Genomic DNA, 23948 nt, shown 5'->3' with positions numbered 1-23948 from the left:
GCTTTGTGACCGGTTCGAGGTCTCGCGTCGGTGACCGGTCAGAGGTCTAGGCTCGCAGGCATGGCCAAGCCCCTCCCCGCCCTCGGGCTCGTGATCGGCGTCATCGCCACCTACGCCGCGATGGTCTGCGCGTCCTACGCGACCATGCGGGTCACGATGCGTATTCAGGTGTACGACGCAGCAGTCGGCAAAGTGCTGCCCTGGGTGCTGGCGTTGGCCGCCATCGCGCTGGTCCTCGGCGTACTGATGATGGTGCCGGTCATCGGCTCCGGTGTGACCACTGGCGCCGGCCTGCTGCTGACCGTGGTCGGGCTGGCGATCGTGCTGCTGCCGGTGCGGCAGGCGTTCGACCTGTCCAAGCTCTTCCAGTTCCCCGGGACGAAGTACTTCGGTTCGTATCTGCTGTTCGACGGATCGTTCATCGTGTTCGGCATACCGCTGCTGCTGATCGGGATCCGGCGCTGGGCCGTGGACGCCAAGCTGGCCAAGCTCACGCAGGGCCCTGGGCAACTGCAGGACGGCTACCAGCAACCTCAGCAGTGGGGCGGCTACCCGGGTCAGCAGCAGCAACCACCCCGATAACTTTCCCGGCAGAGCCAGCATCAGGCTCTGCATGGAAACGCTGGTCGCCTACACCTTCGCGCACGACAGCGCCACGCGGGCCGCTGCCGGACGTGCTCGGGTGGAGGCGTACTACGGCGACCTGTGGCAACACCAGGGCTACGACGGCAAAGCGGTCGGACTGCACCTGTGGGACCGCCAAGACGGCACCTGTCGCTGGCAGTCCTGGCACGACACCGGTGACCTCCGAGTCGCCAGCGTGCACGCACCACTCGGCTACGAGCGGCTGATCGGCGACGTCGCACCGCACGACGCCCCGCCCCAGTTGGCCCAAGCAGTACGGCGTACTCCGTCCAGCTTCCTCGAATTGGCGCCGCCGTTCACGATGGCGGTTCTGGACCCGGGCGAGGAACGACTGGACCTGTTCACCGATTCGCTCGGTGTCGGCCGGCTGTTCCAACTCCAGTTGCCGGACGGGTGCGTCTGGACCAATCGGCCGGTCGCCGCACTGTTGTTCGCGGGCGTACCGGCTGTGGCGTCATCGCGGGGCTGGAACTTCGCCGCGGCCTGCGGGTGGTTCATGGACGACAGCACGCCGTACGACGGTGTGCTGGCCGTGCCCGGAGCGGCACACATTGTTGCCGACGGCCACCGTCAGCAACAGACCGTGGGCAAGCTCGAGACAACCAGCGCGGACACGCTGGACGAGACAGCCGCCGCCCTGCAAGACGTAGCACGGTCGGTGGACCGCCTGTGGCCGGGACAGCCGACCGTCGACCTGAGTGGCGGCCGGGACTCACGGGTGGTTGCAGCCGCGTTTCTAGCGGCTAGAGTCGATCTGAAGCTCAACAGTTGTGACGCGGTACCTGGTGAGCTGGAGGTGGCTGAGTCTCTGGTGCAAGCATTGCGGAAGCCGGTCGAGCATGTGGTGAGCAAGACGACCCCAGCCAGGCCGCAGCCTCTGGAGCTCGTCAACCAAGCCCTCCGCTGGCACAGGTACGCGGAGGGCCTGCGGCCGGCCAACGACCTGTTCCAGTCCCCACCCGATCGCCACCACCGAGCGATCGGCGGCGCCGGCGGTGAGGTTGCCCACGGCTACTTCTACCCACGCGACGTACTGCAACTCGACGCCCTGCCGTTGCCCCAAAAACTGAATGCCTTCAGCAACCACCTCCAAACGCGACTGACCCCGGCCGCAGGCCCCAGCGAGCCGGCTCGCGCCATGGTGGCCGAGCAGATCGATCGGGTACTGCGGACCGCCGTCGACGAAGGCATCGAGAACGCCACGATGCTCGACTACTTCTACGTCGTTGAGCCCCTCCGCCAATGGGCAGGCGCAGTCTCACCGCTGCTGATCCGGCCCTTCATACGCGCGGCCCTCGCGCTCGACCCGGCTCAACGCCTCGACAACACCCTGCACCGCGAGCTGGTACGACGACTTGTCCCCGAGTGGACCGACGTCCCGTTCTTCGAGCCCAACCCGGCCGTCAGCGCCCGAAGGAACCCGGCCAAGGTCCGCTGTCTCGCGGACGCCGCCGACCGCGACCTGATCGAGCAACTCCTCACCGACGTCGAGGGCTTCCAGCCCCTCAGCACCCTGTGGGCCGCATCGGCAGCCGGCGCCAGTTCAGCCACCGGCGAGGCCACTCTCCGCCAGGCCCTCTGGCGGGCCACCTTCGACCAGCACCTCGCCGAGGTCAACCAGCACCTTCGCAAGTAGGCTCGAAGCGTGGATCTTGCGGAGATGCGGCGCGCGTACGGCCTCGGGGAGCTGCTCGAGAGTCAGGTTGATGCTGACCCGATCGCGCAGTTCGAGGTGTGGTTGGAGCAGGCTCGGGACGCCGGACTGGCGGAGCCCAACGCGATGGTGCTGGCCACGGCCGACGGCGACGGGCGGCCCTCGGCGCGGACCGTCCTGCTGAAGCGCGTCGACCAGCGCGGGTTCGTGTTCTACACCAACCAGCAGTCCCGCAAGGCTGACGACCTCGACACCAACCCGCACTGCGCGCTGGTGTTCCCGTGGCACGCGATGGAGCGTCAGGTCCGTATCGAAGGCAGCGTGACCAAGCTCCCCACCGACGAGGTCGACGAGTACTTCGCCAGCCGGCCGCGCGGATCACAGCTCGGTGCGTGGGCATCCCAGCAGAGCCAGCCGGTCGCGTCCCGCGAGGAGCTCGACTTGCAGTACGAGTCGTACGAGCGGCAGTGGCCGGAGGGCACCGACATCTCCACGCCGTACTTCTGGGGCGGCTATCTGGTCGCCCCGGAGGCATTCGAGTTCTGGCAGGGCCGCACCGGCCGACTGCACGACCGCCTGGCTTATCGCCGTACTAACTCCGGCGACGGTTCCTGGGAGCTGTCCCGGCTCCAACCCTGATCGTCTTCCCGGAAGCCGTTGCGTTCCCACCACCGCACCAGCGGCTTCGGTGCCCACCAGTTGGCGCGTCCGAGCAGCCGCATCGTCGCCGGCACCAGCAGCGCCCGGACGATCGTCGCGTCCAGTGCGATCGCGATCACCAGCCCGACCCCGATCATCTTCACGAACACGATGCCCGAGGTGGAGAACGCCGCCACCACGATGATCAGCAGCAAAGCCGCACTGGTGATGATCCCGCCGGTCCGCTGCAGCCCGTGCGCGACCGCCTCGGTATTGTCGCCGGTCCGGTCGTACTCCTCCCGGATCCGGCTGAGCAGGAACACCTCGTAGTCCATCGACAGCCCGAACAGCACGGCGAACAGCATCACCGGGTTGGTCGCGTCGAGGAACCCGGCCGGCGTGAAGCCGAGGAACCCGGACAGATGCCCGTCCTGGAAGATCCACACCATCGCCCCGAACGCCGCCGACAGCGACAGCACGTTCATCAGCAGCGCCTTCGCCGGCAGCACGAACGAGCCAAAGGCAACGAACAGCAGCACGAACGTCACCACCACGATGAACCCGGCCATGTACGGCGCTCGTTCCTTCAGCACGTGCAGCAGATCGATCACCGCGGCCGTCTCGCCGCCAACCTGGACCTGCGTCCCGGCCGGCGCCGAAACCGCCCGTACTCCATGTACGACGTCCCGCGCCGCCAGCTCCTGCCCGGTGAAGTGAGTGTGTACGACGACGGACGCGACCCCCTTGGCATAACCGCCGATCCGCACGTCCTCGACGTCCCGCACCTGCTTCAACTGAGCGACGTACGGCGCCAACGCTGCCGACGGATCGCTCGGGGCGGAGTCGAACCGCACGGCCGCGTAAATGTCCGACCCGCCTGCTCCCGGGAAGTCGCGTTGCAGCGTCTCGGTCACCGTCCGCGAGGTCGCTCCGGGCGGCAACGATCGATGGTCCACCCCGCCCAATTGCGCCGACAGGAAAGGGATCCCTAGCACTAGCAGCAGCGGGACGAGTACGAGCACATACCGCACCGGCCGCCGCATCACGCTGTGCGCAAGGCGATACCAGGCACCCCGGTCCGTGGAAGCCTTGCGGGGCTTGAAGATCCGCAGACTGTTCACCCGATGCCCAAGTACGGCGAGCAGCGCCGGCAGCGCGGTCAGCGCCGCGATCATCGCGATCGCCACCGCGGCCGCACCGCCGTACGCCATCGACTTCAGGAACATCACCGGGAACAGCACCAGGCTGCTGATCGCCACCCCGACCGTCACACCGGAGAACGCGACCGTGCGCCCGGCCGTCGCCATCGTCGCGGTCAGCGCCGTCTCGACATCGTTGCCGCGAGCAAGTTCTTCGCGGAACCGGGTGACGATGAACAACGCGTAGTCGATCGCCAGCCCGAGCCCGATCATCGTGACGATGTTGATCGAGAAGATCGACACGTCGGTGATCGCCGACAACCCGCGCAGTAGCACGAACGCACCCAGGATCGCGAGCGCGCCGACGAACAACGGCAGCGAGGCCGCGACCAGCCCGCCGAACACGATCACCAGCAGCACCAGCACGATCGGCGTCGAGATCGTCTCGGCCTTCACGATGTCGTGCTCGGTCTGGGTATTCACCTCGTCGAACACCGCGACCTCGCCGCCGACCTTCGACTCGAGTCCGGCCGGCGCTGTCCGGACCTGCGAGGCGATCCGGTGGAACGTGTCCAGCCGCGCCTCCGGATCGGCGCCGGCCAGCGTCAGTACGGCGTACGTGCTGTGCTGATCCTTGGACACGAAGGCTGGCGACTTCGTGCTCCAGTACGTCGAAACTCCGGTCACGTCGGCGCTCGGCAACGCGGCGAGATGCTGCTCGACGGACTGCTTGAAGGCCGGGTCGGCGACGGTCTCGGTCGAGCTGCGGTAGAGCACGATCACGTCGGTGCCGGTGCGGCGGACGTTCTGCTCGATGGTCTGGACCGCGTTGGCGGCCTCGGTGTTCGGCGCGTCGAAGCCGCCGTTCGCGAGCGACCCGAACACGCCGGTGCCCCAGGCCAGCCCGAGGACGACGAAGAGTCCGGTCAGCGTGAGCACCAGACGGCGGCGCCGGTACGTGAAGTGGCCGAGCGTCTCGAACACGAAACTGTCCCCCAGCGAGTAGATTGAGCGGCAGGAGCTTCAGTGAACAGTGTTAACTGTTAACAGTGTTCACTCTAAGGTCCTGCCCTACCGCGATGTCAAGGAGAGTTTCGAAGTGGAGAGCCGGGACCGGCGGCGAGCGGCGACGCTGGCCGAGATCAAGGCGGCCGCCCGCCGGCTGCTGGTCAGCGGCGGATCGACCGCGGTCGGTCTGCGCGCGGTCGCACGCGAGCTCGGCCTGACCCCGCCGGCGCTCTACCGATACTTCCCGAGTCACGACGCGCTGATCGGCGCCCTGATCGCCGATCTGTACGACGAACTGACCGCTGCGCTGATGCAGTTGCAGACGACCGAGGAAGTCCCCGACCTAGGGGAGCGGCTGTACCTGCTGGCCAACGGCCTGCGGAACTGGGGACTAGAGCATCCCGCCGAGTTCGCCCTGCTGTTCGGTACGGCGGTCCCGATCGCCGACGCGGACGATCATGACGAGACCCCCGGGCATCAAGCGGCGATGCGGTTCGGCGCGGTCTTCAAGGAACTGGTCGCGCAGATCTGGCACTGGAAACCGTTCCCGTACCCGCCCGACGAGCTGCTCGGGAAAGAGCTGATCGCCCAGCTTACGGAGGAGTCGGAGCACTTCCAGGGCATGCCGCCCGGTGCGATCTACCTGTCGCTGACCTACTGGACCAGGCTGTACGGCCTGATCTGCATGGAGGTCTTCGGCCAGCTGCACTGGGTGCTGCCGGATGCCGCGGCGTACTTCGAGGCCCAGCTACGGGAGATCGGCGAGGCCCTCGGGCTCGACTGCCCGCCTCCCGACGACAAAACCTGATCGGACCAGCCTGCGGCGAGTCCCATCGGTCTTCTCAACCTGCCGGCGCCGTTGGGTTACCCACGCGGCTCCGGGTCCGGAAGGTGCCGGGGGTCATCTGGGTCTGCCGACGGAAGTACGACGAGAAGTTCGAGGCGTCGTCGAAGCCGAGTTCCTCGGCAATCTCGGCCACGGAGGCGTCACCGTGACTGAGTTGGCGCTTGGCCTCGAGCACGACGCGTTCGTCGATGAGCTCCTTGGCGGACAGGCCGGTGTTCAGTCGGGCGAGTCGGTTGAGGGTGCGGGCGGAGTACCCCAGCCGGTCGGCGTACTCGCTGACAGTGTGCCAGTGGTGGAAGTGCTCCTCGATGTGGTCGCGGAACCAGCCATAGACCTCGTGGGTCGGCGGCGTCGGCGGCATGCCGCCGGGTGGCCCGACGAGGGTCAGCTGGACCAGGAGCGAGGCGAGTCCGTGCGCAAGGGCGGCTTGGCGCAGGTCGTTCTGTTCGCTTGCGCGGGGACCGGCGCTGATGGTGAGCAGGTCGAGGGCTCGCGGGACCGGCGAGTCTGCGAGTTCGGAAGCGGGCCAGTAGCTCTGCGGGCGGACCTGGTGCGATCGGATGACGTCGCGGGTGTGCTTGTCGACCATGTGCGGGCCGAACATGATCACCGGCCCCTCGATGTTCCCGATCGCGCCCCAACGGTGGACCTGGCCGGCGCGCACCCACAAGACGTCGCCCGGGCGCAAGGGGTAGTCGGTGAAGTCGACCGTGTGCACGGCGGCGCCGCGCTCGAGGTGCAGCAGCAGGTCGAAGTCGAGGCGCTGCGGGGTGAGGAACTCATCCGGTCCGCCGCGGTCACGGATGCCTTTCAGCGTGTTCACCTCGATGTCGCCCACGCTCCGGGCCGGAGGCAGGAACCGGACGCGCCGAATGGCGGAATGTCCTGTTTTCACCATCTGGGTTCCCGTCCTGACCGTGAGAATCGGTGGCCTCCGGCCTAGCGTTACCGGCATGTCAAATCTTACGTTCACCGTCATCGACGCGGCGGACACGTCGCTGAACAAGACCAGCGTGCTCGTCACCGGCGAGTCCGAGGCCCTGGTGGTCGACGCGGCCTTCACCCGCGCTGACGGCCACCGGATCGTCGCCGAGGTGCTCGATGCGGGTACTCGGCTCACGACCGTGGTGATCACCGCGGGCGACCCTGACTTCTACTTCGGTGCCGAGGTCATCGCCGACGCCTTTCCCGAGGCAGTCTTCGTGGCCCCGGCCGATGTGATCGAGCACATCCGGCACAGCTATCAGGGCAAGCTCCAGGCATGGGCTCACCTCGGCCAGAACCTGCCCACGCGCTTGGTCGACATCGCCACCCTCATCGAGCCTGCGCTCAGCGTGGACGGGACGACGATCGAGGTGCACCGCGGCAGCGATCTGCTCGGCGACCGGTCGTGGTACTTGTTCGAGCCCGCATCACGTTCGCTGGTCGGCGGCGTCCTGCTGTTCGAGGGTTTGCACGTGTGGACCGCGGACAGCGCCACCCCGGAGCTCAGGGCCGAGTGGATCCGGGTGCTGAACGACCTGGAGGCTCTCGCTCCGGCCTACGTCGTCGCGGGTCACCGGGTCGCCGGCGCTCCGACTGACCTGACCGCCATCACCCACACCCGCGAGTATCTAGAGCTCTTCGAGAAGACGATCGCCGCATCCGCGGACGCGGCCGAGGCCGAAGCGTCCTTGCTGGCGGCTTATCCGGACGCCGGGCTACAGATTGCTGCGGGCCTCGGTACCAAGGTCGCCAAGGGGGAGATGACGTGGGGCTGAACCCCGGATCGAACCCGGAGTTCGCCCCGGCGGACGTGGTACGACGCCAGTACCTGGCCTCGGCGGCGGGTGACCTCGAGGCGCTCCGCGCGACTCTGGCTCCGGACGTGGAATGGACCGAGATGGCCGGGTTCCCACTGGCCGGCACCTACCGCACTCCTGAGGGGGTGACCGCGAATATCATGGAGAAGCTCGCCGTGGAGTGGGAGGGCTGGGCCGCCCACGACGACACGTACGTCGTCGAGGGCGAGAACGTCGTCGTCCTGGCTCGCTACACCGCGCGGCATCGGATGACCGGCAAGCCACTGGCTGTCCGGGTGGCCCATCACTTCGTGGTCCGCGGCGGACTCATCGTCAGGTTCGAGCAGTTCGTCGACACCGCGCTCGTCCGCGATGCCGCAACCTGAGGCTGCCGGCGGTACAAAGAAACCGGCGGTACAAAGAAAAAAGCCCGCGGGCGCTTCCAGAGACACGACCGGGTGGCCGAACTCAGGGTCAGGCGGACTGTCCTGACTACCCGCGGGCCCGGTGGCTGGCGTTGGTTTCGGCCGACCACTTGCCCACAAACTGTGGTTGGCGGTTAGCCCGCCGCCACCTCACGAGTCCGATAGCAATTCATGCGTTGGACCACCTCCCTTCGCGTGTACTCAGAACTTACTGTCAGCCGGTCAACGGTTCAACCGTTTTTCACTGAGGACGAACACCGCACCCAGGGATGCACGACAATCGGAGCCATGATCAGACTCGGGCTGCCGGTGATCGTCTTGCTGGTCGGAACCGCCTGGTGGGCGTGGGCGTCGTACCGCCGGGCCGCCCAGGCAGAGCAGGCCTTGGCCGAGGTCAATGCCGAGCACCGGGCACTGATGCAGGAGGTCAGGGCGCTCGAGCGGGCGGTCGCGGCTGCCGAGCAGGGCCTGCGTACGCTCAGCTCGCATCCGTCGGTGCCGCGCGACGTCGCGGTCACCGCCGACCTGACCCTCGCCGACGTACGGCGCTTGGTGGAACGTAGCAAGGAGCTCGACGACTGATGGTGAAACTGGGGAACGCAGCCGCCGCGATCAAGCCCAAGGGTGGTGGCAGCGTCAAGGCGAAGGTGATCGGCGGCATCATCCTCGTCGTACTGGTGATCATCCTGCTGGCCAACATCTTCAACTTCGCGAACACCGACGCGAACCGGATCGGCCTGCACTACGGCGGCGGTGTGATCGAGGACAAGAAGTTCAAGTCGATCGTCCCGCCGGGCTCGACGAACAAGCTGATCGGCCCCGGCGACACCCTCTACACCTACCCGATCGACCAGCGCTCGTACATCATCGGTGGCGACGGCGCGGACACCGACGCGGCCGACGAGGTCACCGTGGTCAGCAAGGACAACGTCCGGCTCGGCGTCCGGGTGCAGGTGTACTTCACGCTGAACCGGGACAAGGACGTGATCAAGTCCTTCCATGAGCGGATCGGCCTGAAGACCGAGGCGTACGAGGAGAGCGGCTGGAACGACATGCTGCAGAGCTACTTCCGCCCACAGATCGACCGCGCGCTGTCCGCGGTGGCGACGAACTACAACTGGGCCGAGCTCTACAACAACGAGGCGAAGAAGTCCGCGTTCCAGAGCGCGGCGGCCAAGGAGTTCACCCGGCTGCTGCCGGCCGCCGTCGGCGGCGACTACTTCTGCGGCCCGGGCTACAACGGCAGCAACGACTGCGGTGAGCTGTCGTTCACGATCCAGAAGCCGATGCCGCTGGACAAGGGCATCATCGACGGCCTGGAGGCCAAGCAGCGGGCCGAGCTGGCGAAGGCGACCCAGGAGCAGAAGAACCAGCAGGTGAACGTCGAGCTGCAGTCGGTCAAGCAGCAGGTCGCGATGCTCGGCGCGAACGGCTACCTGCTGAAGACCGCGATCGAATCGGGCAAGATCCAGTTCATGGTCATCCCGCAGAACGGCAACGTCAGCATCCCGGTGCCGACGCCGTCCGCCACCACCACAACCGAACCACCCCGGTAAAGCATGACCGGGCTGCCGTCGCATCTAGAGCTTGTGCAGGGCGTCGTCCTGCCCAAGCCGGTCGGCGCGCACCCGGTGCTCGACTTCGTCAACACTCGGTCCGAGTGGACCAACGGTGGCCCCGCCCGGACCGAGTGGCTGACGTCGTACGAGGCCTTCCTGATCTGGAACTCGTACATCGGCCTGCTGTCGCCGGCGACCGTGTTCCGGCTGATCGAGCAGACCGGCAGTAGCCCCACAGAGGTCACGCGGCGGCTCCAGGCCACGCTGGACTTCCGGGTCGATCTGTACGACGTCCTGACCGGCCAGGCGACTGAGAGCACCTTCGAAGCCGCGGCCCGGCTCATCGAGAAGGCCTCCGGCCGGCGGCGGCTGGTGCGAACGGATGACGAGCTGACCTGGGAACTGCGTGAGGACCTCGCGCTCCCGCTCCACAACCTCGCACTGCTCGCCGGTGAGCTGCTCACCAGCCCGTCTCGCGACCATGTGCGGACCTGCCCGTCCTGCGGCTGGCTGTTCCTTGATCCGCGTGGCCGTCGGCGGTGGTGCTCGATGGCGACCTGTGGCAACCGCGCGAAGGTCCGGGCCCACGCGGCCCGCGTTCGCTAGTTGAAGGCAGCTGGGTCGACGGTGATCCAGGTGTGCTTCGCGCGAGCGAGCACGCGGCCGTCGGCGTCGTACAGGGTGCTGGCGGTGAACGTCTTGCGGCCGTCCTCGCCGAGATAGCGGCCGAGCGCGACGCATTCCTCGCCGGCCTGCGGTCGCGCGTCGATGCATGCGGTCAGCTGGCCGAGCACCGATGGCCTGCCCTCGAGGTCGATCGTCCAGCCGCCGGGGCAGTCGAGCGCTGCCCAGAGGAACAGCTCGTCGACCAAGCCGTTGGTGGCGAGATCAGCGGCCGGCGTCCAGGTGCACGCCGTACGCCCGTCGCCGATCGGTCCAGGTTTGAGTTGCAGACCGCTCTGGTTCGCAGGCCCGCAGACGAAGCAGGTCGGAAACGGATGGTCGTTCAGCCCGCGGTACGACGCCTCTGCTGCGCGCGCCTCGTCCGGCAACACCGGATCGATCGTCGCGTCGGTGAGGAAATCAGCGTCCACCGGGATCGCTTCCGCGACCACTGCATCACCGTCCGTGAGTTTCGCGCCAGTGTCGCCGGCCGCGAGAGCCAGCTCCTTCTCCAATGGCGGCGGCATTCGCAATGTCACCTTCGGCACTAATGCGGAGTCGAGCTCGGGTGCAAGCGCAGTACCTAGCAAACCGGCCACGTATCCGCCGTTGCCGGATCGCTCCGGACCCTGGAATCGATGCTCGACCCGCACAAAGCTCATGGCCCAGAACACTAATCCACTAACGAGAATCACTCGTCCGAGCACAACGCGTGATGAGGTGTGAGCCGCGTGAACAGGGGAAGGAAAGGGTTTCAGAGAAATCTGAGGATTTCTCGCAGACAACTGAGCTGAGCCCTCCAGTTCAAACGACCGTTTGAACTATGCTGACTGCAGGCTACTGCGCGTGAGCAGGTGGGGTGCCTGGGCGCGCGGTAGCTGGGGGGAAGGAGAACTAGTGGAAACACCGGTCGAAACGACCAGGGAGAGATTGCTCAACGTCGCCGAACAGCGATTTGGTGAAGGGGGTTACGAAGGAACGTCGCTGCGGGCCATCACGGTCGCGGCAGCCGCGAACATCGCCGCGGTGAACTACCACTTCGGTTCCAAGGAAGCCCTGCTGCGGGCAGCCGTGGCGCGGGCGATGGCGCCGGTCAACACCGAACGGCGGCGCCGGCTGGACCAGTTGGAGGCCGGCGGGCCGCCGACGCCGGAGGAACTGATCCGGGCTTTCATCGAGCCCGGGCTGGAGCTGGTACTGCGCCGTGGTGAACGCGGCGCTGTGGTCGCGCGGTTCATCGGCCGGATCGCGTTCGATCCGAGCAAGCGGATCCGGGAGCTGTACGCGACCGAGTCGGATCCGATCGAGCGCCGCTACCTGGCCGCGCTGCAACGGGCGTTGCCGCAGGCATCGCCGGAGGCGGTCGCGTTCGGGTACGTGAACATGCTCGGCCTGCTGGCCCTGCATCAGTCGCAAGCGTTGTCCCCGACGCCGGGTGCCGCCGGCGTGGGAGACCCGGAGGATCCCGGCAAGCTGGCCGAGAACCTGGTCGCATTTCTGGTCGCGGCGTTCGATCGCGGCCTGCGCCCGTAGCTCGACGAGGTCTGGAAACCGTGGATACCTGCCCGCGGCTTCCCGGCCACTCGGAGCCCTCATCTGGGCCAAAGTCTGGGCACTGATCTGGGCACTGGTCTGAGCAGTGGTCTGGGTGACATTTGTCCGTGTTTTGCTCATGGATGTTCGGACCGCCGGGTAACGCTGCATAATGGCGCTCCGTGGACCCCTGTGAAGTCGTGGTTGCCGTCGACCTCGGTGGAACCCGGATGAAGTGCGGCCTGGTCGCCGCCGACGGTGCCCTGCTGCACCGCGAGACCAGGCCTACTCCCCGGGACGCTGGGGGCCGTGCCGTGCTCGACGCGCTGCTCGAGACCGTCGTCGAGCTGAGCCAGAAGGCGACTGCCGACGGTCACCGGGTGCGTGCGATCGGTGTCGTCGTACCCGGGGTCATCGACGCCGAGAACGGCACCGTCGGCGCCGAGAACCTGGAGTGGGTCCGTACGCCGGTCTTCGCCGAGCTCAAGGCAGCGATCGGTGAGGACATCCCGATCGTGCTCGCCCACGACGTCCGCGCCGGCGGGTACGCCGAGTTGCGTCAAGGCGCCCTGGCCGGCACCACGAACTCGATGTTCCTCCCGCTCGGCACCGGTATCGCGGCCGCGATGGTCGTCGACGGCTCGCTGGTCAGCGGCGACGGGTACGCCGGTGAGCTCGGCCACTCGAAGTTCATCTACGGCGATGCCGCCGAACTCTGCGCCTGCGGCCAGTGGGGTTGCCTCGAGACGGTCGCTTCCGCTGCCGCCATCGCCAGGCGATACTCCACTCGCACCGGACGGACCGTGGACGGTGCCCGCGAGGTGATGGAGCTGCTGGCTGCCGGAGACCCGGACGCCGCACAGGTCTGGAAGGACGCGCTGACCTTCCTGATCGACGCCCTGGTCCTCTACACGACCCTGGTCGCGCCGACCCGGATCGCGATCGGCGGCGGTCTGATCGGGGCCGGTGAGACCCTTCTGCAGCCCTTGCGCGAAGGTGTGCACGAGCGCCTGACGTTCCAGCGCGAGCCGGAGATCGTGGCCGCGGTGCTGGGCGACGAGGCGGGCATGCTCGGCGCCGCCCAGATGGCCTGGGACAGCGTCACCGCCGATGGGGAGGGACAGGAATGACGACGTACCGGGTCGGCCGGGTGGTCACGCCGGACGATGTTCTCGAGAACGCCTGGATCCAGGTGGTCGACGAGGACATCCACGCGTTCGGTCGCCGATCCGAGGGGATGCCGGCCGACGGCAAGCGTCCTGAGGATCTCGGTGACGTGACCGTCGTTCCTGGGTTCGTCGACATCCACACCCACGGTGGCGGCGGGTCGACGTACTCGACCACCGATCCGGAGGAGGCGCGCAAGGTCGCGGCCTTCCATGGCAAGCACGGTACGACGACCACGCTGGCCAGTCTGGTCACCTCGCCGCTCGACGTGCTCGTCTCGCAGACGGCTTGTCTGGCTGAGCTGATCGCCGACGGGGTCATTGCCGGCGTACATCTTGAGGGACCGTTTCTGTCCAAGGCGCGGTGTGGTGCGCATGATCCTTCGCTGCTCCGGCCGCCGCTCAAGGACGATGTGGCCAAGGTCCTCAGCGACGCGGTGAAGATGGTGACGATCGCGCCGGAGCTCGAGAACGGGCTGGAAGCGATCCGCCAGGTCGTCGACGCGGGTGCGATCGCGGCGCTCGGGCACACGGACGCGACGTACGAGCAGATGGTCGCCGGGGCGGATGCCGGCGCGACCGTGGCGACGCACTTGTTCAACGGGATGCGGCCGTTCCACCACCGCGATCCCGGTCCGGTCGGCGCCGCGCTGAACGACGACCGGCTGCTGCTGGAAGTGATCAACGACGGCATGCACCTGGACCCGCAGGTGGTCCGGGTCGCGCTCGCCGCCGCCGGGGTGAACCGGATCGCGCTGATCACCGACGCGATGGAGGCGACCGGGATGGGCAACGGCCGCTACAAGATCGGCAACCTCGAGGTCGACGTCAAGGACGGCCTGGCGACGCTTGCCCACGGCACGCATTCGATCGCCGGCAGCACGCTGACCATGGACGTTGCCTACCGCAACGCGGTGCAGGCCGGAGTCTCGCTGGTGGACGCGTCGCGGATGGCGTCGACGACCCCGGCACAGACCTTCGGCTGGTACGACGTCGGCTCGATCGAGACCGGGAAGCGGGCGGACCTGGTGCTGTTCGACGACGAGTACGTCGTGCAGAAGGTGATGCGGGCCGGGTCGTGGCTGGACTGATCGGAACCGTCACCCTCAACCTGGCGCTGGACGTCACCTACGAGGTCGACGAACTGCGGGTCGGCGGGAGCCATCGCGTCGACCGGATCCGCCGGCGCGCCGGCGGCAAGGGTGTGAACGTCGCGCGGGTCGCGGCGACGCTCGGGCATCAGGTGCTGGTGCTCGGGTTCGTCGGTGGTGTCACCGGTGAGCTGGTCGCCGAGGAGTTGTTCGACGCCGGACTGACCGCGCTGCTGACTCCGATCGCCGGTGAAACCCGCCGTACCGTTGCCATCGTCAACGGAGCGGACGGGGACGCGACGATCTTCAACGAGGCCGGGCCGTCGGTCACCGGGGACGAGTGGCGCGCGTTGCTGGATCGGATGCCGTGGGGTCGGCTGGGCGTGCTGGCATGCTCGGGCAGTCTGCCGCCGGGGTTGCCGGCCGATGCGTACGCCGAGATCGCGGTACGGGCGCGCCATCACGACGTACTGTCCGTCATCGATGCCGGTGGTCCTGCGTTGACCGCGGCAGCGAAGACCGGTGCAGTGGTGCGGGCAAACGCGGCCGAACTGCGTGCAGCAGTGGGCGACGCCGAGGTCGAGGAAGGCGCGTCGGAACTGGTCGCGCTTGGTGCGACCGCAGCCGTGATCACCGACGGGCCGCGCGGAATGGTTGCTGCCAGCAATAAAGGTGTGTGGCGCGCGCTGCCGGTCGAGACGGTGAGCGGTAACCCAACCGGTGCAGGCGATGCCTGTACGGCGGTGGTCGCGGCGGCCGTCGCGGAATCGCCGGAGCCCGACTGGTCCGTCGTACTCAAGTCCGCCGTCGCCGCATCCGCCGCGGCCGTGCTGACACCCGTTGCCGGAGACATCGACCTGGCCGCCTACCGGCGCTGGCAGCCTCAGGTAACCGTTAATTAGAAGGAGTTCTCATGCCGTTGGTCTCTGGGGCCGAGGTCGTGCTGGCCGCTGCCAAGGCCGGTCGTGGTGTCGGTGCGTTCAACGTGATCCAGCTGGAGCACGCGACCGCGCTGATCGCGGGTGCCGAGCAGGTCGGTGCACCGGTGATCCTGCAGATCAGTGAGAACGCGGTGAAGTACCACGGAGCGCTCAAGCCGATCGGGGTCGCGACGCTGGCCGCCGCGGCGGCCGCTTCGGTGCCGGTCGTCGTACACCTTGATCACGCGATGGATCGCGACCTGGTCAACGAGGCCGTCGCGCTCGGGTTCACGTCGGTCATGTACGACGGGTCCAAGCTCGAGTACGCCGACAACGTCGCGGCCACCACCGAGGTGACTGCCTTCTGCCACGACCACGGCGTCTTCGTCGAGGCCGAGATCGGTGAGGTCGGCGGGAAGGACGGCGTCCACGCGCCCGGCGCCCGCACCCGTCCGGACGAGGCCGTCGCCTTCGCCGAGGCCACCGGGGTCGACGCGCTCGCGGTCGCGGTCGGGTCCTCGCACGCGATGACCGAACGTACGGCGACGCTCGACTTCGACCTCATCACCCGCCTCCACGAAGCCGTCGCAGTACCACTCGTCCTGCACGGCTCCTCCGGCGTCGCGGACCCCGACCTCACCCGGGCAGTTGAGGCCGGCATGACCAAGGTCAACATCGCCACCCACCTCAACAACGTCTTCACCGACAAGGTCCGCCAGGTCCTCACCGAGAACCCAAAACTCGTCGACACCCGCAAATACCTTGGCCCGGCCCGCGACGCGGTAGCGGCGGAGGTCGCGCGCCTGCTCGGTGTGCTGAAGGCGACGGCCTAGATCCCGGCGCTGCCCCGGATCCAGTGCGCGCGCAGGTCGTCGCGGGCGACCTGAACCTGCTCGCGGGTCGTCGGATCGGGGACCTCGAAATCGTCGATCAACCGGGTGAGGGCCATCTCCACCGCCGCGACCAGCGCGTCCTCCTCGGACAGGTCGGCCTCGGCCACTCCTCGCAGCCCGGCGGCGAGTGCTGTCAGCCCGGCCAGTTCCTGATCGGTGAACTGCACCCGGAGCTCGGTCCTGCTGTCCACACGGCCTCCTCGAGGGTTGATACAGTCATGGTGCAGTGCAACGACCATGTTGCACAAGAGGTGAGGGATCGCGATGACGGTGGCGGTGGACGAGACGCTGCGGACGGCGGCCATCGCCGTCCTGGCCGAGTACGGCTGGGCCGGCGTGACGCTGGAGCGGGTCGCGGAGAAGGTCGGCCGGTCCCGGGTCACGCTGTGGCGGCAGGGACTGACCGTCGAGGCGCTGCTGAGTTCGCTGCTGGATGCGCTGGCCGACGACTACCGGGACACGATGTGGCCGGTGCTGGCCGGCTCCGGCACCGGCCGTGAGGGCCTGATCCGGACGCTGGAGGCGCTGTTCGACGTGATCGACCGGCATCTGCCGCTGATGCTGTCGTCGGATCTGGTGTTCCACCAGGAGCAGGCGCGCAACGGGCCGGTGTCGTTCCTCGACCCGTTCGAGCGGTTTCTGCGCGAGGGCGAGACGGACGGCACGCTGCATCCGCACGGCCGGGTCAGCGATGTGGCCGAGGTGCTGATGGTCTCGGCGGCCTTCACCTACGTGCACATGCGCGGCCGGCATCACTGGTCGCGGTCCCGGACCCGGCGGCTCACCCTCGACCTGGTGCTCCGCGGCGTGCTCGAGGCCTGAAACATGCCTGTTGCACAAACTGCAACAGTCGTGTTTCATTGAGGCCATCATCTCCTGCTGCCGCGATGGAGGCCGCCATGACACTTCCGTACGCCGAACCGCTGACCCAGCTCGACCCGCAGCCCAGGGTGATCCCCGAACCGCCGCGCGTCGGCGAGCCCGGCGGGGATCCCTGCGGACTGTGCGGCTGGCTGTCCGGCCTGGACGACGCCGCGGACTCTCTGCCCGCCGAGGACAAGCCGCTCTGGTACGACGACGACTGGGCGCTGTGCCGGGCGACCGGAGTCACCATCCCCGGCGTGGTCTGGCTGACCAGCCGGGCCCACCACGACTCCTTCGCCGATCTGCCGGACGGCCTCGCACGCAGTTACGGGCCGATGGTCGCACGGGTCGAGCGGGCCATCCTCGCGCTCGGCGACATCGCCCGGGTGCATGTCTATCGTTGGGGCGACGGTTCGGCCCATTTCCACGTGTGGTTCTACCCGCGGCCGTTGGGCATGCTCGAGGCCAAGCGGGAGATGCTGGCCGTGTGGGCCAACGTCCTGCCAGAAGCCCCGAAGGAGGTCGTCGCCGATGCCGAGCGAAAGATCGCCACGGCGCTGGCGACGGATCACTGACTTGAACTCGCCCCAGCCCGCGCCGAGCGGCCCCGGTCTCGCTCGGCGGCTGGGAGTCGGCGACGCGGTAGTGATCGGGCTGGGGTCGATGGTTGGTGCCGGCGTGTTCGCGGTCTGGTCGCCGGCCGCGCGCGCCGCCGGATCCGGGTTGCTGATCGGACTCGGGATCGCGGCAGTCGTTGCCTATTGCAACGCAGTGTCCTCCGCGCAACTGGCGGCGGTGTACCCGGTCTCGGGTGGGACCTATGTATATGGACGTGAGCGATTAGGGGAGTGGTGGGGGTTCGCCGCGGGCTGGTGCTTCGTCATCGGAAAGACCGCGTCGTGTGCGGCGATGGCGCTGACCTTCGCAACCTACGTCACGGACATCGACTGGTTGAGGCGTTTGGTGGCGTTGGTGGCGGTCCTGGGCCTGGCTGCGGTGAACCTCCGAGGAGTGACCAAGACAGCTCGCCTGACCAGGATCCTCGTCACCTGCACCCTCGCCGTACTCGCCCTCGTACTGATCCTGCTCTACACCGGTGAGCCCCATCACCACGCCTCCACCGGCACCTCGGCGTACGGCGTCCTGCAGTCGGCCGGACTGCTCTTCTTCGCGTTCGCCGGCTACGCGCGGATCGCGACCATGGGGGAGGAGGTCCGCGAGCCGGCCAGGACCATTCCCCGCGCCATCACCGTCGCGCTGATCATTGCCATCGGCATCTACTTCGCCGTCGCCCTTGCGCTGTTGAGGACCGGCGACCCCGCGTCGACCGCGGCGCCCCTCGCAGCCGCAGTCGACGGGGTCGGTGCGGCCTGGGCGGTACCGGTCGTCCGGATCGGTGCCGCGCTCGCCAGCCTCGGCGCACTGCTCGCCTTGATCGCCGGCGTCGGCCGTACCACGCTCGCCATGGCCCGCAACCGGGACTTGCCCAGCTGGCTGGCCGCCGTACATCCCCGCTACCAGGTCCCGCACCACGCCGAGCTCGCACTCGCCGCGGTCGTCGGCGTACTCGTCCTCACTACCGACCTGCGCGGCGTGATCGGCTTCTCGTCGTTCGGTGTCCTGCTGTACTACGCGATTGCGAACGCCTCGGCCTTCACCCAGCCGGCCGATCAACGTCGCTGGCCTCGCGCCGTCAACGTGATCGGCCTGACTGGTTGCCTCGTCCTCGCAGTCACGCTGCCGTGGACGTCGGCCGTCGTCGCCGCGGCTCTCCTCGCCGCAGCCCTGCTGGTACGGCGTTTCAGGACAGGTCGCGCCGGATCCGCCAGAAACTGAACCCGGTCAGCGCCAACGCCAGCAGCAGGAAGAACCCGAACTCCCGCCATTGCAGCGGCCAGAACTTGTCGGCAGTGAAGTACTTGATGTGCTGCCGGTACCCTTCGTCGGCCAGCCGCTGGTAACAGGCGGCCGCCTTCGCCGACACGGCGCCCCGGCTCGACACGGTGGCGCCGTCCGACCCGCCCGGGGGCCGCGGCGCACAGTCGACCACCCAGTTCGGCAGGCCCACCTTCTTGCCGGCCTTATTCACGGTCGTGTCGGACAGCTTCCAGCCGCCGACCGCTCCGGACGCGACCTCGATCATCACCACCCGTGGATTCGGCCCGTCGCCGCTGAGCCCGAAGCCCCGGATGTTGTCGGACGTCACGACGATGTACTGCTCCGTCGGCGCGAGCAGGTGCGGCCGGATGAAGTGCGGTGCGAGGATCTCCACCAGGATCACGGCCGCCAGGGTGACCGCGAGCGCGACCACGGTACGGCGTACCAGCAGACCCACCGCGACCCCGAGAGCGAAGGCGAAGGCCGCGTACCCGACCGGGACCAGCCCGCGCGCGGAGAAGACCGGCGGGAACATCCGCGGTAGGTAGGTGTTCGAGTCCTGCCCGGCGTTGATCGCCTTGTCGATCGGATCGGCCCACCAGGTGACGGCGAGGCTGAGCAGGCCGGTGATCGCGATCGCGGTGAGGCCGGTGACTCCGACCTTCGTCGCGAGCCAGCGCGACCGGGAGATGCTCTGGCTCCAGACCAGCCGGTGCGTCCCGGTCTCGAGTTCGCGCGCGATCAGCGGTGCGCCCCAGAACGCTCCGATCACCGGAGGTACGGCGTACAGCATCACCTGACCGACGACGTACAGCAGGGGGTTGAGGCGCTGGAACGCGAGGTTCTGGATGAATTGGGTCGTGAGCTGCCGGTACTCGTCGGCGAGTCCCGGTCCCTTGAGGGCGAGGACGATCGCGGCGGCCAGGATCACCGACGCGACCACCAGGAACTGGACGCGGAACTGTCGCCAGGTCAACCAGATCATCGCTGCACCTCCAGCACGGGACGCTCCGGCTGGACGTCGCGGCCCATGTAGGCCAGCACGAGATCCTCGAGCGTGAGTTGGGTGACGTTCCAGGCCGGATCGAGGATCGGTTTCTCGGTCCGGATCAGGTACGTCGACTGCCGGTCGGTGTGGCTCTCGGTCACGACGTGCTGGTCGCGCGGCAGGTCCTTCGGATCGCGCCGCGGACCGGTCAGCCGGAAGTGTGTTGCCAGCAACGTGTCGATCTCGCCGCTGACCTGCACCCGGGAGTCCACGAGGACGATCAGGTAGTCGCAGGCGCGTTCCACGTCGGAGACGAGGTGCGAGGACAGCAAGACGCTGAGCTCTTGTTCGGCGACCGCCTCCATCAGGTCCTGCAGGAACTCACGCCGAGCTAGCGGATCGAGTGCGGCGACCGGCTCGTCGAGGATCAGCAGTTCGGGTCGCTTGGCCAGGCCGAGGGTGAGCGCGAGCTGGGCTCGCTGACCACCGGACAGCTTGCCCGCGCGCTGCTTCGGATCGAATTTCAAGTGCTGAAGTCGTCGCTGGGCAAGGGATTCGTCCCACGCGGGATTGAGTCGCGCACCGAGCCGGAGATGATCCGCGACACTCAACCGGGCGTACGTCGGCGTGTCCTGAGCGACGTACCCGACCTTGGCCTGCTGCGTCCCGGCCGCCGCTCCCAGCACCTCGACCGACCCCGCACTCGGCGTCAGCATCCCGACCGCCAGATTCAGCAGCGTGCTCTTACCCGCCCCGTTAGGCCCAACCAGCCCGACCACATGCCCGGCCGGAACCTCCAAGTCGCAATCGGTCAACGCCCACCGCCGACCGTATCTCTTGCCCAACCCCTGGGCCTGCAGCACTGTATTCACGCTATGTCCTCCTGAGCGGCGGACCGAAAGGTTGTCAGGAACAGCGCCTCGATGCTCTCGTCGTCGAGGCCGGCCTTGCGCGCCTTCGCGAGCCAGCGGCGGAGGTCCTGCCGGAGCGGACCGTGCGCGGCGAGGGTGTTGTCGGTGAGCGTGCGGGTCACGAACGTGCCGCGGCCCGGCCGGGCCTGGACCAGGCCCTCGTGCTCCAGTTCGCGGTACGCCTTGAGCACCGTGTTCGGGTTGATCGCCAGCGCCGCGACCACGTCCTTCACGGTCGGCAGCTGGTCCCCTTCGCGCAGCAGACCGAGCCGGAGCGCGTTGCGGACCTGCTGGACGATCTGCTGGTACGGCGACACCCCCGACCGGCCGTCCAGATGGAACTCGATCATCTCCAACCCCATTCATCTAGTTACCTAGTACTATAGGGCTGCGAGGTAAGCCTCCGTCAAGAGCGCATCGCGTCGTACCGGCGGAGCGCCTCGCGGCGGGCCTCGGCGTGGTCGACGATCGGATCCGGGTAGCCGCTGGCGTCGTACCGCCAGGGCTCGTGCGCGGCCTTGCCGTCGAGGTGCCGCAACTCGGGCACCCACCGGCGGACGTAGTCACCGTCGGGGTCGAACTTCAGTCCCTGCCCGACCGGGTTGAAGATCCGGAAGTACGGCGCCGCGTCCGCGCCGCAGCCGGCCACCCACTGCCAGTTGAGCGCGTTCGATGCGAGATCGCCGTCGCGCAGCGAGCGCATGAACCAGCGGGCGCCGAACCGCCAATGGACGTGGAGATCCTTGACCAGGAACGACGCGACGACCATCCGCACCCGGTTGTGCATGAACCCGGTCTCGGCCAGCTGTCGCATTCCGGCGTCCACGAAAGGGAACCCGGTCCGGCCCGCACGCCATGCGTCGAACAGTTCGCCGGGTTCGTCGTACTGCATCTTGTCGAACTCCGGACGCAGCGGCTTCCAGGCGGCCTGCGGGTGCCGCGCGAGGAGGTCCGCGCAGAACTCGCGCCAGGCCACCTCGCGCCGGTATGCCTCCGCGCCGGCGCTGCGTTTGCGAGCCAGGTCGGCGAGCATCGTCCGCGGGTGGATCTCGCCGTACTTCAACGGAATCGACATCCGCGAGGTGCTGTCCAGATCGGGCCGGTCCCGCTCGTCGTCGTACGCCGCAACGTCCTCGAGGTACGCCTTCCAGTGCTTGAGCGCCGCCCCCTCGCCCGCATCGTCAGCACCGAGCGGCAGTTCCTCGCTGGACGCCTTCACCCACGTCACGTCCGCCGGCGCCTCCGCCGGCTGCCGCCATCCGTGCGCCAACCACGCTTTGAAGTACGGCGTGAACACCTGGTACGAACGCCTCTGCTGATTGAGCACCCGCCCCGGCGCAACGGCGTACGGCGATCCTGTCCGCACCAGCGGACACTTCAATGAGGCTTCAACTTCTTGATCGCGTTGTTGTCCGTAGGGCGCGTAGTCCGCGCTGACGTGCACGCTCGCCGCCCCGACCTCGGCCGCGATCGCCGGTACGACGGTTGCCGGATCGCCCCGCCGTACGACGAGCCGCCCGCCGATCGATTCGGACAGGCTGCGGAGCGACGCGGCCAAGCGATTCCGCCGTGGATCACCGGAACGATCCCAGAGCAACGGATCCAGTACGAACACTCCGAGTACTCGCCCGCCACCCGCGGCGACGGCGTCAAGTAATGCCGGGTTGTCGCCCAGCCGGAGGTCGCGCCGGAACCACATCACAGCCGTCACCGAGCCCATCTTCCCCCTGTACCCATCGCGAATTGGGTAAGGCTTGCCTACATAGGTGAGAATGGTTGTCGTGAGCGAGCTGATCGATACCACCGAGATGTACCTGCGGACCGTCTACGAGCTGGAAGAAGAGGGGATCCTGCCGTTGCGGGCACGGATTGCCGAGCGGCTGCACCAGTCCGGTCCGACGGTCAGCCAGACGGTCGGCCGGATGGAACGGGACGGATTGATCAAGGTGGAGGGCGACCGCCACCTGGAGCTCACGGACGTCGGTCGCAAGCAAGCCGTCCGGGTGATGCGCAAGCACCGGCTGGCCGAGCGGCTGCTGGTCGACGTGATCGGCCTGGAGTGGGAAGACGTGCACGCCGAGGCCTGCCGCTGGGAACACGTGATGAGTGACGCGGTCGAGCTGCGACTGCTGAAGATCCTCGACAACCCGACCGAGTCGCCGTACGGCAACCCGATCCCGGGCCTGGAGGAGCTGCAGCTGGACGGTACGGCGAGTGACATCGGCGCGTTCCGGATCGGCGTCGAGCCGCTGGACCAGGTCCTCGACCAGGCCACCGGCGAGAGCGTGCGGGTGCTGGTCCGGCGAATCGCCGAGCCGGTGCAGACCGACGACCTCGCGATGGCGATCCTGCGGAAGGCCGGCGCACTGCCCGGCCGCGAGGTCGACTCGACCCTGGACGCCGAGGGCGTGCTGATGGGCAGCCGCGAAGCCGGTGGCGTCATCAGCGACGAGACGGCCGGCCACATCTTCGTCAGCCTGGTCTGAGTCAAAGCTGCGTTAACGCTGAGCACCCGATGCGGTACGTCGGGTTGCGGGCGGGTAGCGTCGGTCCGCAATGTCTGAGAATCCGATCAACTGGCCGGAGTACCTGCGGGAGTTCCACACCGCGGCTCCGGGTAGCACCGAGGCCCTGCTGTCCCGGGCGGTGGCCGGCGACCATACGCCGTACCGCTGGCTGGTCCGCGCCGTTTCCGGCGAGGCGCGCAGGGTGCTCGACCTCGCCTGCGGCAACGGGCCGGTCGCGCGCGAGCTGTACGGACGCTGGGTGGTCGGTGTCGACAACAACCCGGCCCAGCTCGCCGGTGCGCCCGGACCCAAGGTGCAGGCCGACGCGCTGCACCTGCCGTTCGCGAACGAGGTCTTCGACGTCGTCACCTGCTCGATGGGCCTGATGGTCCTGCAGCCGCTCACGGAGGTGCTCGCGGAGGCGGCCCGAGTACTGCGGCGCGGCGGAGTGCTGGCCGCGATCGTGCCCGCCGTACGGCCGCTGCGGCGGGGTGACATCCGTACGTTGAGCGGTCTGACCACGCGGCTGCGGTCGACGCCGCAGTTCCCGGCCGGTGGCGAGATCACCGAGCTGAAGGACCAGCTCCGTCACGCCGGGTTCGACGTGATGGAGAGCCAGCGGGAGCGGTACGTGTACATGATCCGCAGCCGCGACGACGCCATGCGGCTGGTGAACGCCCTCTACCTCCCGGGTACGCCGGACGTCCGGCGAGACACCGCGGCCGGTTGGCTCGCGGACCGCGCGGAATCGAAGGACGGACTCGAGGTCGCGATCCCGATCCGCCGCATCACGGCGATGCGCACGAAGGTCGCTTTGACCATCTCCTGACCGCTGGG

The 23948-nt window shown here is 68.0% G+C and carries 27 protein-coding genes; 19 read left to right on the top strand and 8 right to left on the bottom strand.

What is annotated here, in order from left to right:
* Nucleotides 1-60 precede the first annotated feature (60 nt).
* Genes EV650_RS36585 through pdxH form a run of 3 tightly spaced genes read left to right on the top strand, consistent with a single transcriptional unit; the run spans nt 61 to nt 2938 of the window.
* Nucleotides 61-582, top strand: coding sequence for a hypothetical protein (locus EV650_RS36585; RefSeq protein ID WP_134123714.1), 522 nt, complete (start codon nt 61-63; stop codon nt 580-582).
* Nucleotides 583-613: 31 nt separating this feature from the next.
* Entirely contained in the window at nt 614-2281 is a 1668-nt protein-coding gene (locus EV650_RS36580) for a hypothetical protein (protein ID WP_134123713.1), read from the top strand.
* Nucleotides 2282-2290: 9 nt separating this feature from the next.
* Entirely contained in the window at nt 2291-2938 is a 648-nt protein-coding gene (gene pdxH, locus EV650_RS36575; protein WP_238174712.1) for a pyridoxamine 5'-phosphate oxidase, read from the top strand.
* Here the strand turns inward: pdxH and EV650_RS36570 are convergent.
* Nucleotides 2881-5061 carry an MMPL family transporter gene (locus EV650_RS36570; protein WP_134123712.1) on the bottom strand — a complete coding sequence of 727 codons (2181 nt, stop codon included), beginning with the start codon at nt 5059-5061 and terminating at the stop codon, nt 2881-2883. The genes pdxH and EV650_RS36570 overlap by 58 nt on opposite strands.
* Before the next feature lie 115 nt (nt 5062-5176).
* Between EV650_RS36570 and EV650_RS36565 the strand changes: the two genes are divergently transcribed.
* Nucleotides 5177-5893 carry a TetR/AcrR family transcriptional regulator gene (locus EV650_RS36565; protein ID WP_134123711.1) on the top strand — a complete coding sequence of 239 codons (717 nt, stop codon included), beginning with the start codon at nt 5177-5179 and terminating at the stop codon, nt 5891-5893.
* Nucleotides 5894-5927: 34 nt separating this feature from the next.
* On the opposite strand, the gene EV650_RS36560 is transcribed toward EV650_RS36565, so the two are convergent.
* A complete protein-coding gene (locus EV650_RS36560) occupies nt 5928-6830 on the bottom strand; it encodes a helix-turn-helix domain-containing protein (RefSeq protein ID WP_134123710.1) in 903 nt (300 codons plus the stop codon).
* Between the two features lie 55 nt (nt 6831-6885).
* Here EV650_RS36560 and EV650_RS36555 point away from each other — a divergent pair, with 55 nt between their 5' ends.
* The 5 genes from EV650_RS36555 to EV650_RS36535 all read left to right on the top strand — a co-directional run bounded on the left by EV650_RS36555 (nt 6886) and on the right by EV650_RS36535 (nt 10303).
* Nucleotides 6886-7692, top strand: coding sequence for an MBL fold metallo-hydrolase (locus EV650_RS36555; RefSeq protein ID WP_134123709.1), 807 nt, complete (start codon nt 6886-6888; stop codon nt 7690-7692).
* Nucleotides 7683-8099, top strand: a complete 417-nt coding sequence (locus tag EV650_RS36550; protein WP_134123708.1) for a nuclear transport factor 2 family protein — start codon at nt 7683-7685, stop codon at nt 8097-8099. Before EV650_RS36555 ends, EV650_RS36550 begins: the two co-directional genes overlap by 10 nt.
* Nucleotides 8100-8426: 327 nt before the next feature.
* Nucleotides 8427-8720 carry a hypothetical protein gene (locus tag EV650_RS36545; RefSeq protein ID WP_238174711.1) on the top strand — a complete coding sequence of 98 codons (294 nt, stop codon included), beginning with the start codon at nt 8427-8429 and terminating at the stop codon, nt 8718-8720.
* Nucleotides 8720-9694: an SPFH domain-containing protein gene (locus EV650_RS36540; protein WP_134123707.1), complete on the top strand. Its 975-nt coding sequence runs from the start codon at nt 8720-8722 to the stop codon at nt 9692-9694. Before EV650_RS36545 ends, EV650_RS36540 begins: the two co-directional genes overlap by 1 nt.
* A gap of 3 nt (nt 9695-9697) precedes the next feature.
* Entirely contained in the window at nt 9698-10303 is a 606-nt protein-coding gene (locus EV650_RS36535) for a CGNR zinc finger domain-containing protein (RefSeq protein WP_134123706.1), read from the top strand.
* Here EV650_RS36535 and EV650_RS36530 read toward each other — a convergent pair.
* On the bottom strand, nt 10300-11022 hold the full coding sequence (locus EV650_RS36530) for a hypothetical protein (protein ID WP_134123705.1): 723 nt from the start codon (nt 11020-11022) through the stop codon (nt 10300-10302). The two genes, EV650_RS36535 and EV650_RS36530, sit on opposite strands and share 4 nt — an antisense overlap.
* A gap of 235 nt (nt 11023-11257) precedes the next feature.
* Here EV650_RS36530 and EV650_RS36525 point away from each other — a divergent pair, with 235 nt between their 5' ends.
* From EV650_RS36525 to EV650_RS36505, 5 genes are all read left to right on the top strand, one after another.
* Nucleotides 11258-11893 (top strand): TetR/AcrR family transcriptional regulator, encoded by a 636-nt coding sequence (locus tag EV650_RS36525; RefSeq protein WP_134123704.1) that lies wholly within the window; start codon nt 11258-11260, stop codon nt 11891-11893.
* 182 nt (nt 11894-12075) lie between these two features.
* Nucleotides 12076-13023 (top strand): ROK family protein, encoded by a 948-nt coding sequence (locus tag EV650_RS36520; RefSeq protein ID WP_238174710.1) that lies wholly within the window; start codon nt 12076-12078, stop codon nt 13021-13023.
* A complete protein-coding gene (gene nagA, locus EV650_RS36515) occupies nt 13020-14150 on the top strand; it encodes an N-acetylglucosamine-6-phosphate deacetylase (protein WP_134123703.1) in 1131 nt (376 codons plus the stop codon). The genes EV650_RS36520 and nagA overlap by 4 nt, the downstream gene beginning before the upstream one ends.
* Complete coding sequence (locus EV650_RS36510; RefSeq protein WP_202875222.1) at nt 14138-15052, top strand: 1-phosphofructokinase family hexose kinase; 915 nt, start codon at nt 14138-14140, stop codon at nt 15050-15052. The genes nagA and EV650_RS36510 overlap by 13 nt, the downstream gene beginning before the upstream one ends.
* 11 nt (nt 15053-15063) lie before the next feature.
* The gene (locus tag EV650_RS36505) at nt 15064-15903 is read left to right on the top strand and encodes a class II fructose-bisphosphate aldolase (protein ID WP_134123702.1); all 840 of its coding nucleotides are present in this window, start codon (nt 15064-15066) and stop codon (nt 15901-15903) included.
* Here the strand turns inward: EV650_RS36505 and EV650_RS36500 are convergent.
* Nucleotides 15900-16154, bottom strand: coding sequence for a hypothetical protein (locus EV650_RS36500; RefSeq protein ID WP_134123701.1), 255 nt, complete (start codon nt 16152-16154; stop codon nt 15900-15902). The two genes, EV650_RS36505 and EV650_RS36500, sit on opposite strands and share 4 nt — an antisense overlap.
* Before the next feature lie 73 nt (nt 16155-16227).
* Between EV650_RS36500 and EV650_RS36495 the strand changes: the two genes are divergently transcribed.
* The 3 genes from EV650_RS36495 (at nt 16228) to EV650_RS36485 (ending at nt 18663) form a co-directional block, all read left to right on the top strand.
* Nucleotides 16228-16785 (top strand): TetR/AcrR family transcriptional regulator, encoded by a 558-nt coding sequence (locus tag EV650_RS36495; protein WP_134123700.1) that lies wholly within the window; start codon nt 16228-16230, stop codon nt 16783-16785.
* A gap of 77 nt (nt 16786-16862) precedes the next feature.
* On the top strand, nt 16863-17402 hold the full coding sequence (locus tag EV650_RS36490) for an HIT family protein (RefSeq protein WP_134123699.1): 540 nt from the start codon (nt 16863-16865) through the stop codon (nt 17400-17402).
* A 1-nt stretch (nt 17403) separates the two neighbouring features.
* Entirely contained in the window at nt 17404-18663 is a 1260-nt protein-coding gene (locus EV650_RS36485; protein WP_238174709.1) for an APC family permease, read from the top strand.
* Here EV650_RS36485 and EV650_RS36480 read toward each other — a convergent pair.
* From EV650_RS36480 to EV650_RS36465, 4 genes are read right to left on the bottom strand one after another with little or no spacing between them, the layout of a single operon-like run.
* Nucleotides 18629-19690 (bottom strand): ABC transporter permease, encoded by a 1062-nt coding sequence (locus EV650_RS36480; RefSeq protein ID WP_134123697.1) that lies wholly within the window; start codon nt 19688-19690, stop codon nt 18629-18631. The two genes, EV650_RS36485 and EV650_RS36480, sit on opposite strands and share 35 nt — an antisense overlap.
* Nucleotides 19687-20565 (bottom strand): ABC transporter ATP-binding protein, encoded by an 879-nt coding sequence (locus EV650_RS36475; RefSeq protein WP_134123696.1) that lies wholly within the window; start codon nt 20563-20565, stop codon nt 19687-19689. Before EV650_RS36475 ends, EV650_RS36480 begins: the two co-directional genes overlap by 4 nt.
* Nucleotides 20562-20954 carry a GntR family transcriptional regulator gene (locus EV650_RS36470; protein WP_165549724.1) on the bottom strand — a complete coding sequence of 131 codons (393 nt, stop codon included), beginning with the start codon at nt 20952-20954 and terminating at the stop codon, nt 20562-20564. The genes EV650_RS36475 and EV650_RS36470 overlap by 4 nt, the downstream gene beginning before the upstream one ends.
* A 56-nt stretch (nt 20955-21010) precedes the next feature.
* Entirely contained in the window at nt 21011-22324 is a 1314-nt protein-coding gene (locus EV650_RS36465; RefSeq protein ID WP_134123694.1) for a cryptochrome/photolyase family protein, read from the bottom strand.
* Nucleotides 22325-22376: 52 nt separating this feature from the next.
* Between EV650_RS36465 and EV650_RS36460 the strand changes: the two genes are divergently transcribed.
* Both EV650_RS36460 and EV650_RS36455 read left to right on the top strand, forming a co-directional pair.
* A complete protein-coding gene (locus tag EV650_RS36460) occupies nt 22377-23090 on the top strand; it encodes an iron-dependent transcriptional repressor DtxR (RefSeq protein WP_134123948.1) in 714 nt (237 codons plus the stop codon).
* A gap of 70 nt (nt 23091-23160) precedes the next feature.
* Nucleotides 23161-23940: a class I SAM-dependent methyltransferase gene (locus EV650_RS36455; RefSeq protein ID WP_134123693.1), complete on the top strand. Its 780-nt coding sequence runs from the start codon at nt 23161-23163 to the stop codon at nt 23938-23940.
* Nucleotides 23941-23948 lie beyond the last annotated feature (8 nt).

The sequence above is a fragment of the Kribbella kalugense genome, assembly GCF_004365875.1.
Lineage (GTDB): Bacteria > Actinomycetota > Actinomycetes > Propionibacteriales > Kribbellaceae > Kribbella > Kribbella kalugense.
This window is presented reverse-complemented; position numbering and strand designations above follow the sequence as displayed.

Coding starts and splice junctions, on each gene's coding strand:
- EV650_RS36580 (WP_134123713.1), top strand. CDS start 614: ATGGAAACGCTGGTCGCCTACACCTTCGCGCACGACAGCGCCACGCGG.
- EV650_RS36490 (WP_134123699.1), top strand. CDS start 16,863: ATGACACTTCCGTACGCCGAACCGCTGACCCAGCTCGACCCGCAGCCC.
- nagA (WP_134123703.1), top strand. CDS start 13,020: ATGACGACGTACCGGGTCGGCCGGGTGGTCACGCCGGACGATGTTCTC.
- EV650_RS36455 (WP_134123693.1), top strand. CDS start 23,161: ATGTCTGAGAATCCGATCAACTGGCCGGAGTACCTGCGGGAGTTCCAC.
- EV650_RS36530 (WP_134123705.1), bottom strand. CDS start 11,022: ATGAGCTTTGTGCGGGTCGAGCATCGATTCCAGGGTCCGGAGCGATCC.
- EV650_RS36540 (WP_134123707.1), top strand. CDS start 8,720: ATGGTGAAACTGGGGAACGCAGCCGCCGCGATCAAGCCCAAGGGTGGT.
- EV650_RS36470 (WP_165549724.1), bottom strand. CDS start 20,954: ATGATCGAGTTCCATCTGGACGGCCGGTCGGGGGTGTCGCCGTACCAG.
- EV650_RS36555 (WP_134123709.1), top strand. CDS start 6,886: ATGTCAAATCTTACGTTCACCGTCATCGACGCGGCGGACACGTCGCTG.
- EV650_RS36495 (WP_134123700.1), top strand. CDS start 16,228: ATGACGGTGGCGGTGGACGAGACGCTGCGGACGGCGGCCATCGCCGTC.
- EV650_RS36535 (WP_134123706.1), top strand. CDS start 9,698: ATGACCGGGCTGCCGTCGCATCTAGAGCTTGTGCAGGGCGTCGTCCTG.
- EV650_RS36505 (WP_134123702.1), top strand. CDS start 15,064: ATGCCGTTGGTCTCTGGGGCCGAGGTCGTGCTGGCCGCTGCCAAGGCC.
- EV650_RS36545 (WP_238174711.1), top strand. CDS start 8,427: ATGATCAGACTCGGGCTGCCGGTGATCGTCTTGCTGGTCGGAACCGCC.
- EV650_RS36465 (WP_134123694.1), bottom strand. CDS start 22,324: ATGGGCTCGGTGACGGCTGTGATGTGGTTCCGGCGCGACCTCCGGCTG.
- EV650_RS36480 (WP_134123697.1), bottom strand. CDS start 19,690: ATGATCTGGTTGACCTGGCGACAGTTCCGCGTCCAGTTCCTGGTGGTC.
- EV650_RS36460 (WP_134123948.1), top strand. CDS start 22,377: ATGGTTGTCGTGAGCGAGCTGATCGATACCACCGAGATGTACCTGCGG.
- EV650_RS36585 (WP_134123714.1), top strand. CDS start 61: ATGGCCAAGCCCCTCCCCGCCCTCGGGCTCGTGATCGGCGTCATCGCC.
- EV650_RS36560 (WP_134123710.1), bottom strand. CDS start 6,830: ATGGTGAAAACAGGACATTCCGCCATTCGGCGCGTCCGGTTCCTGCCT.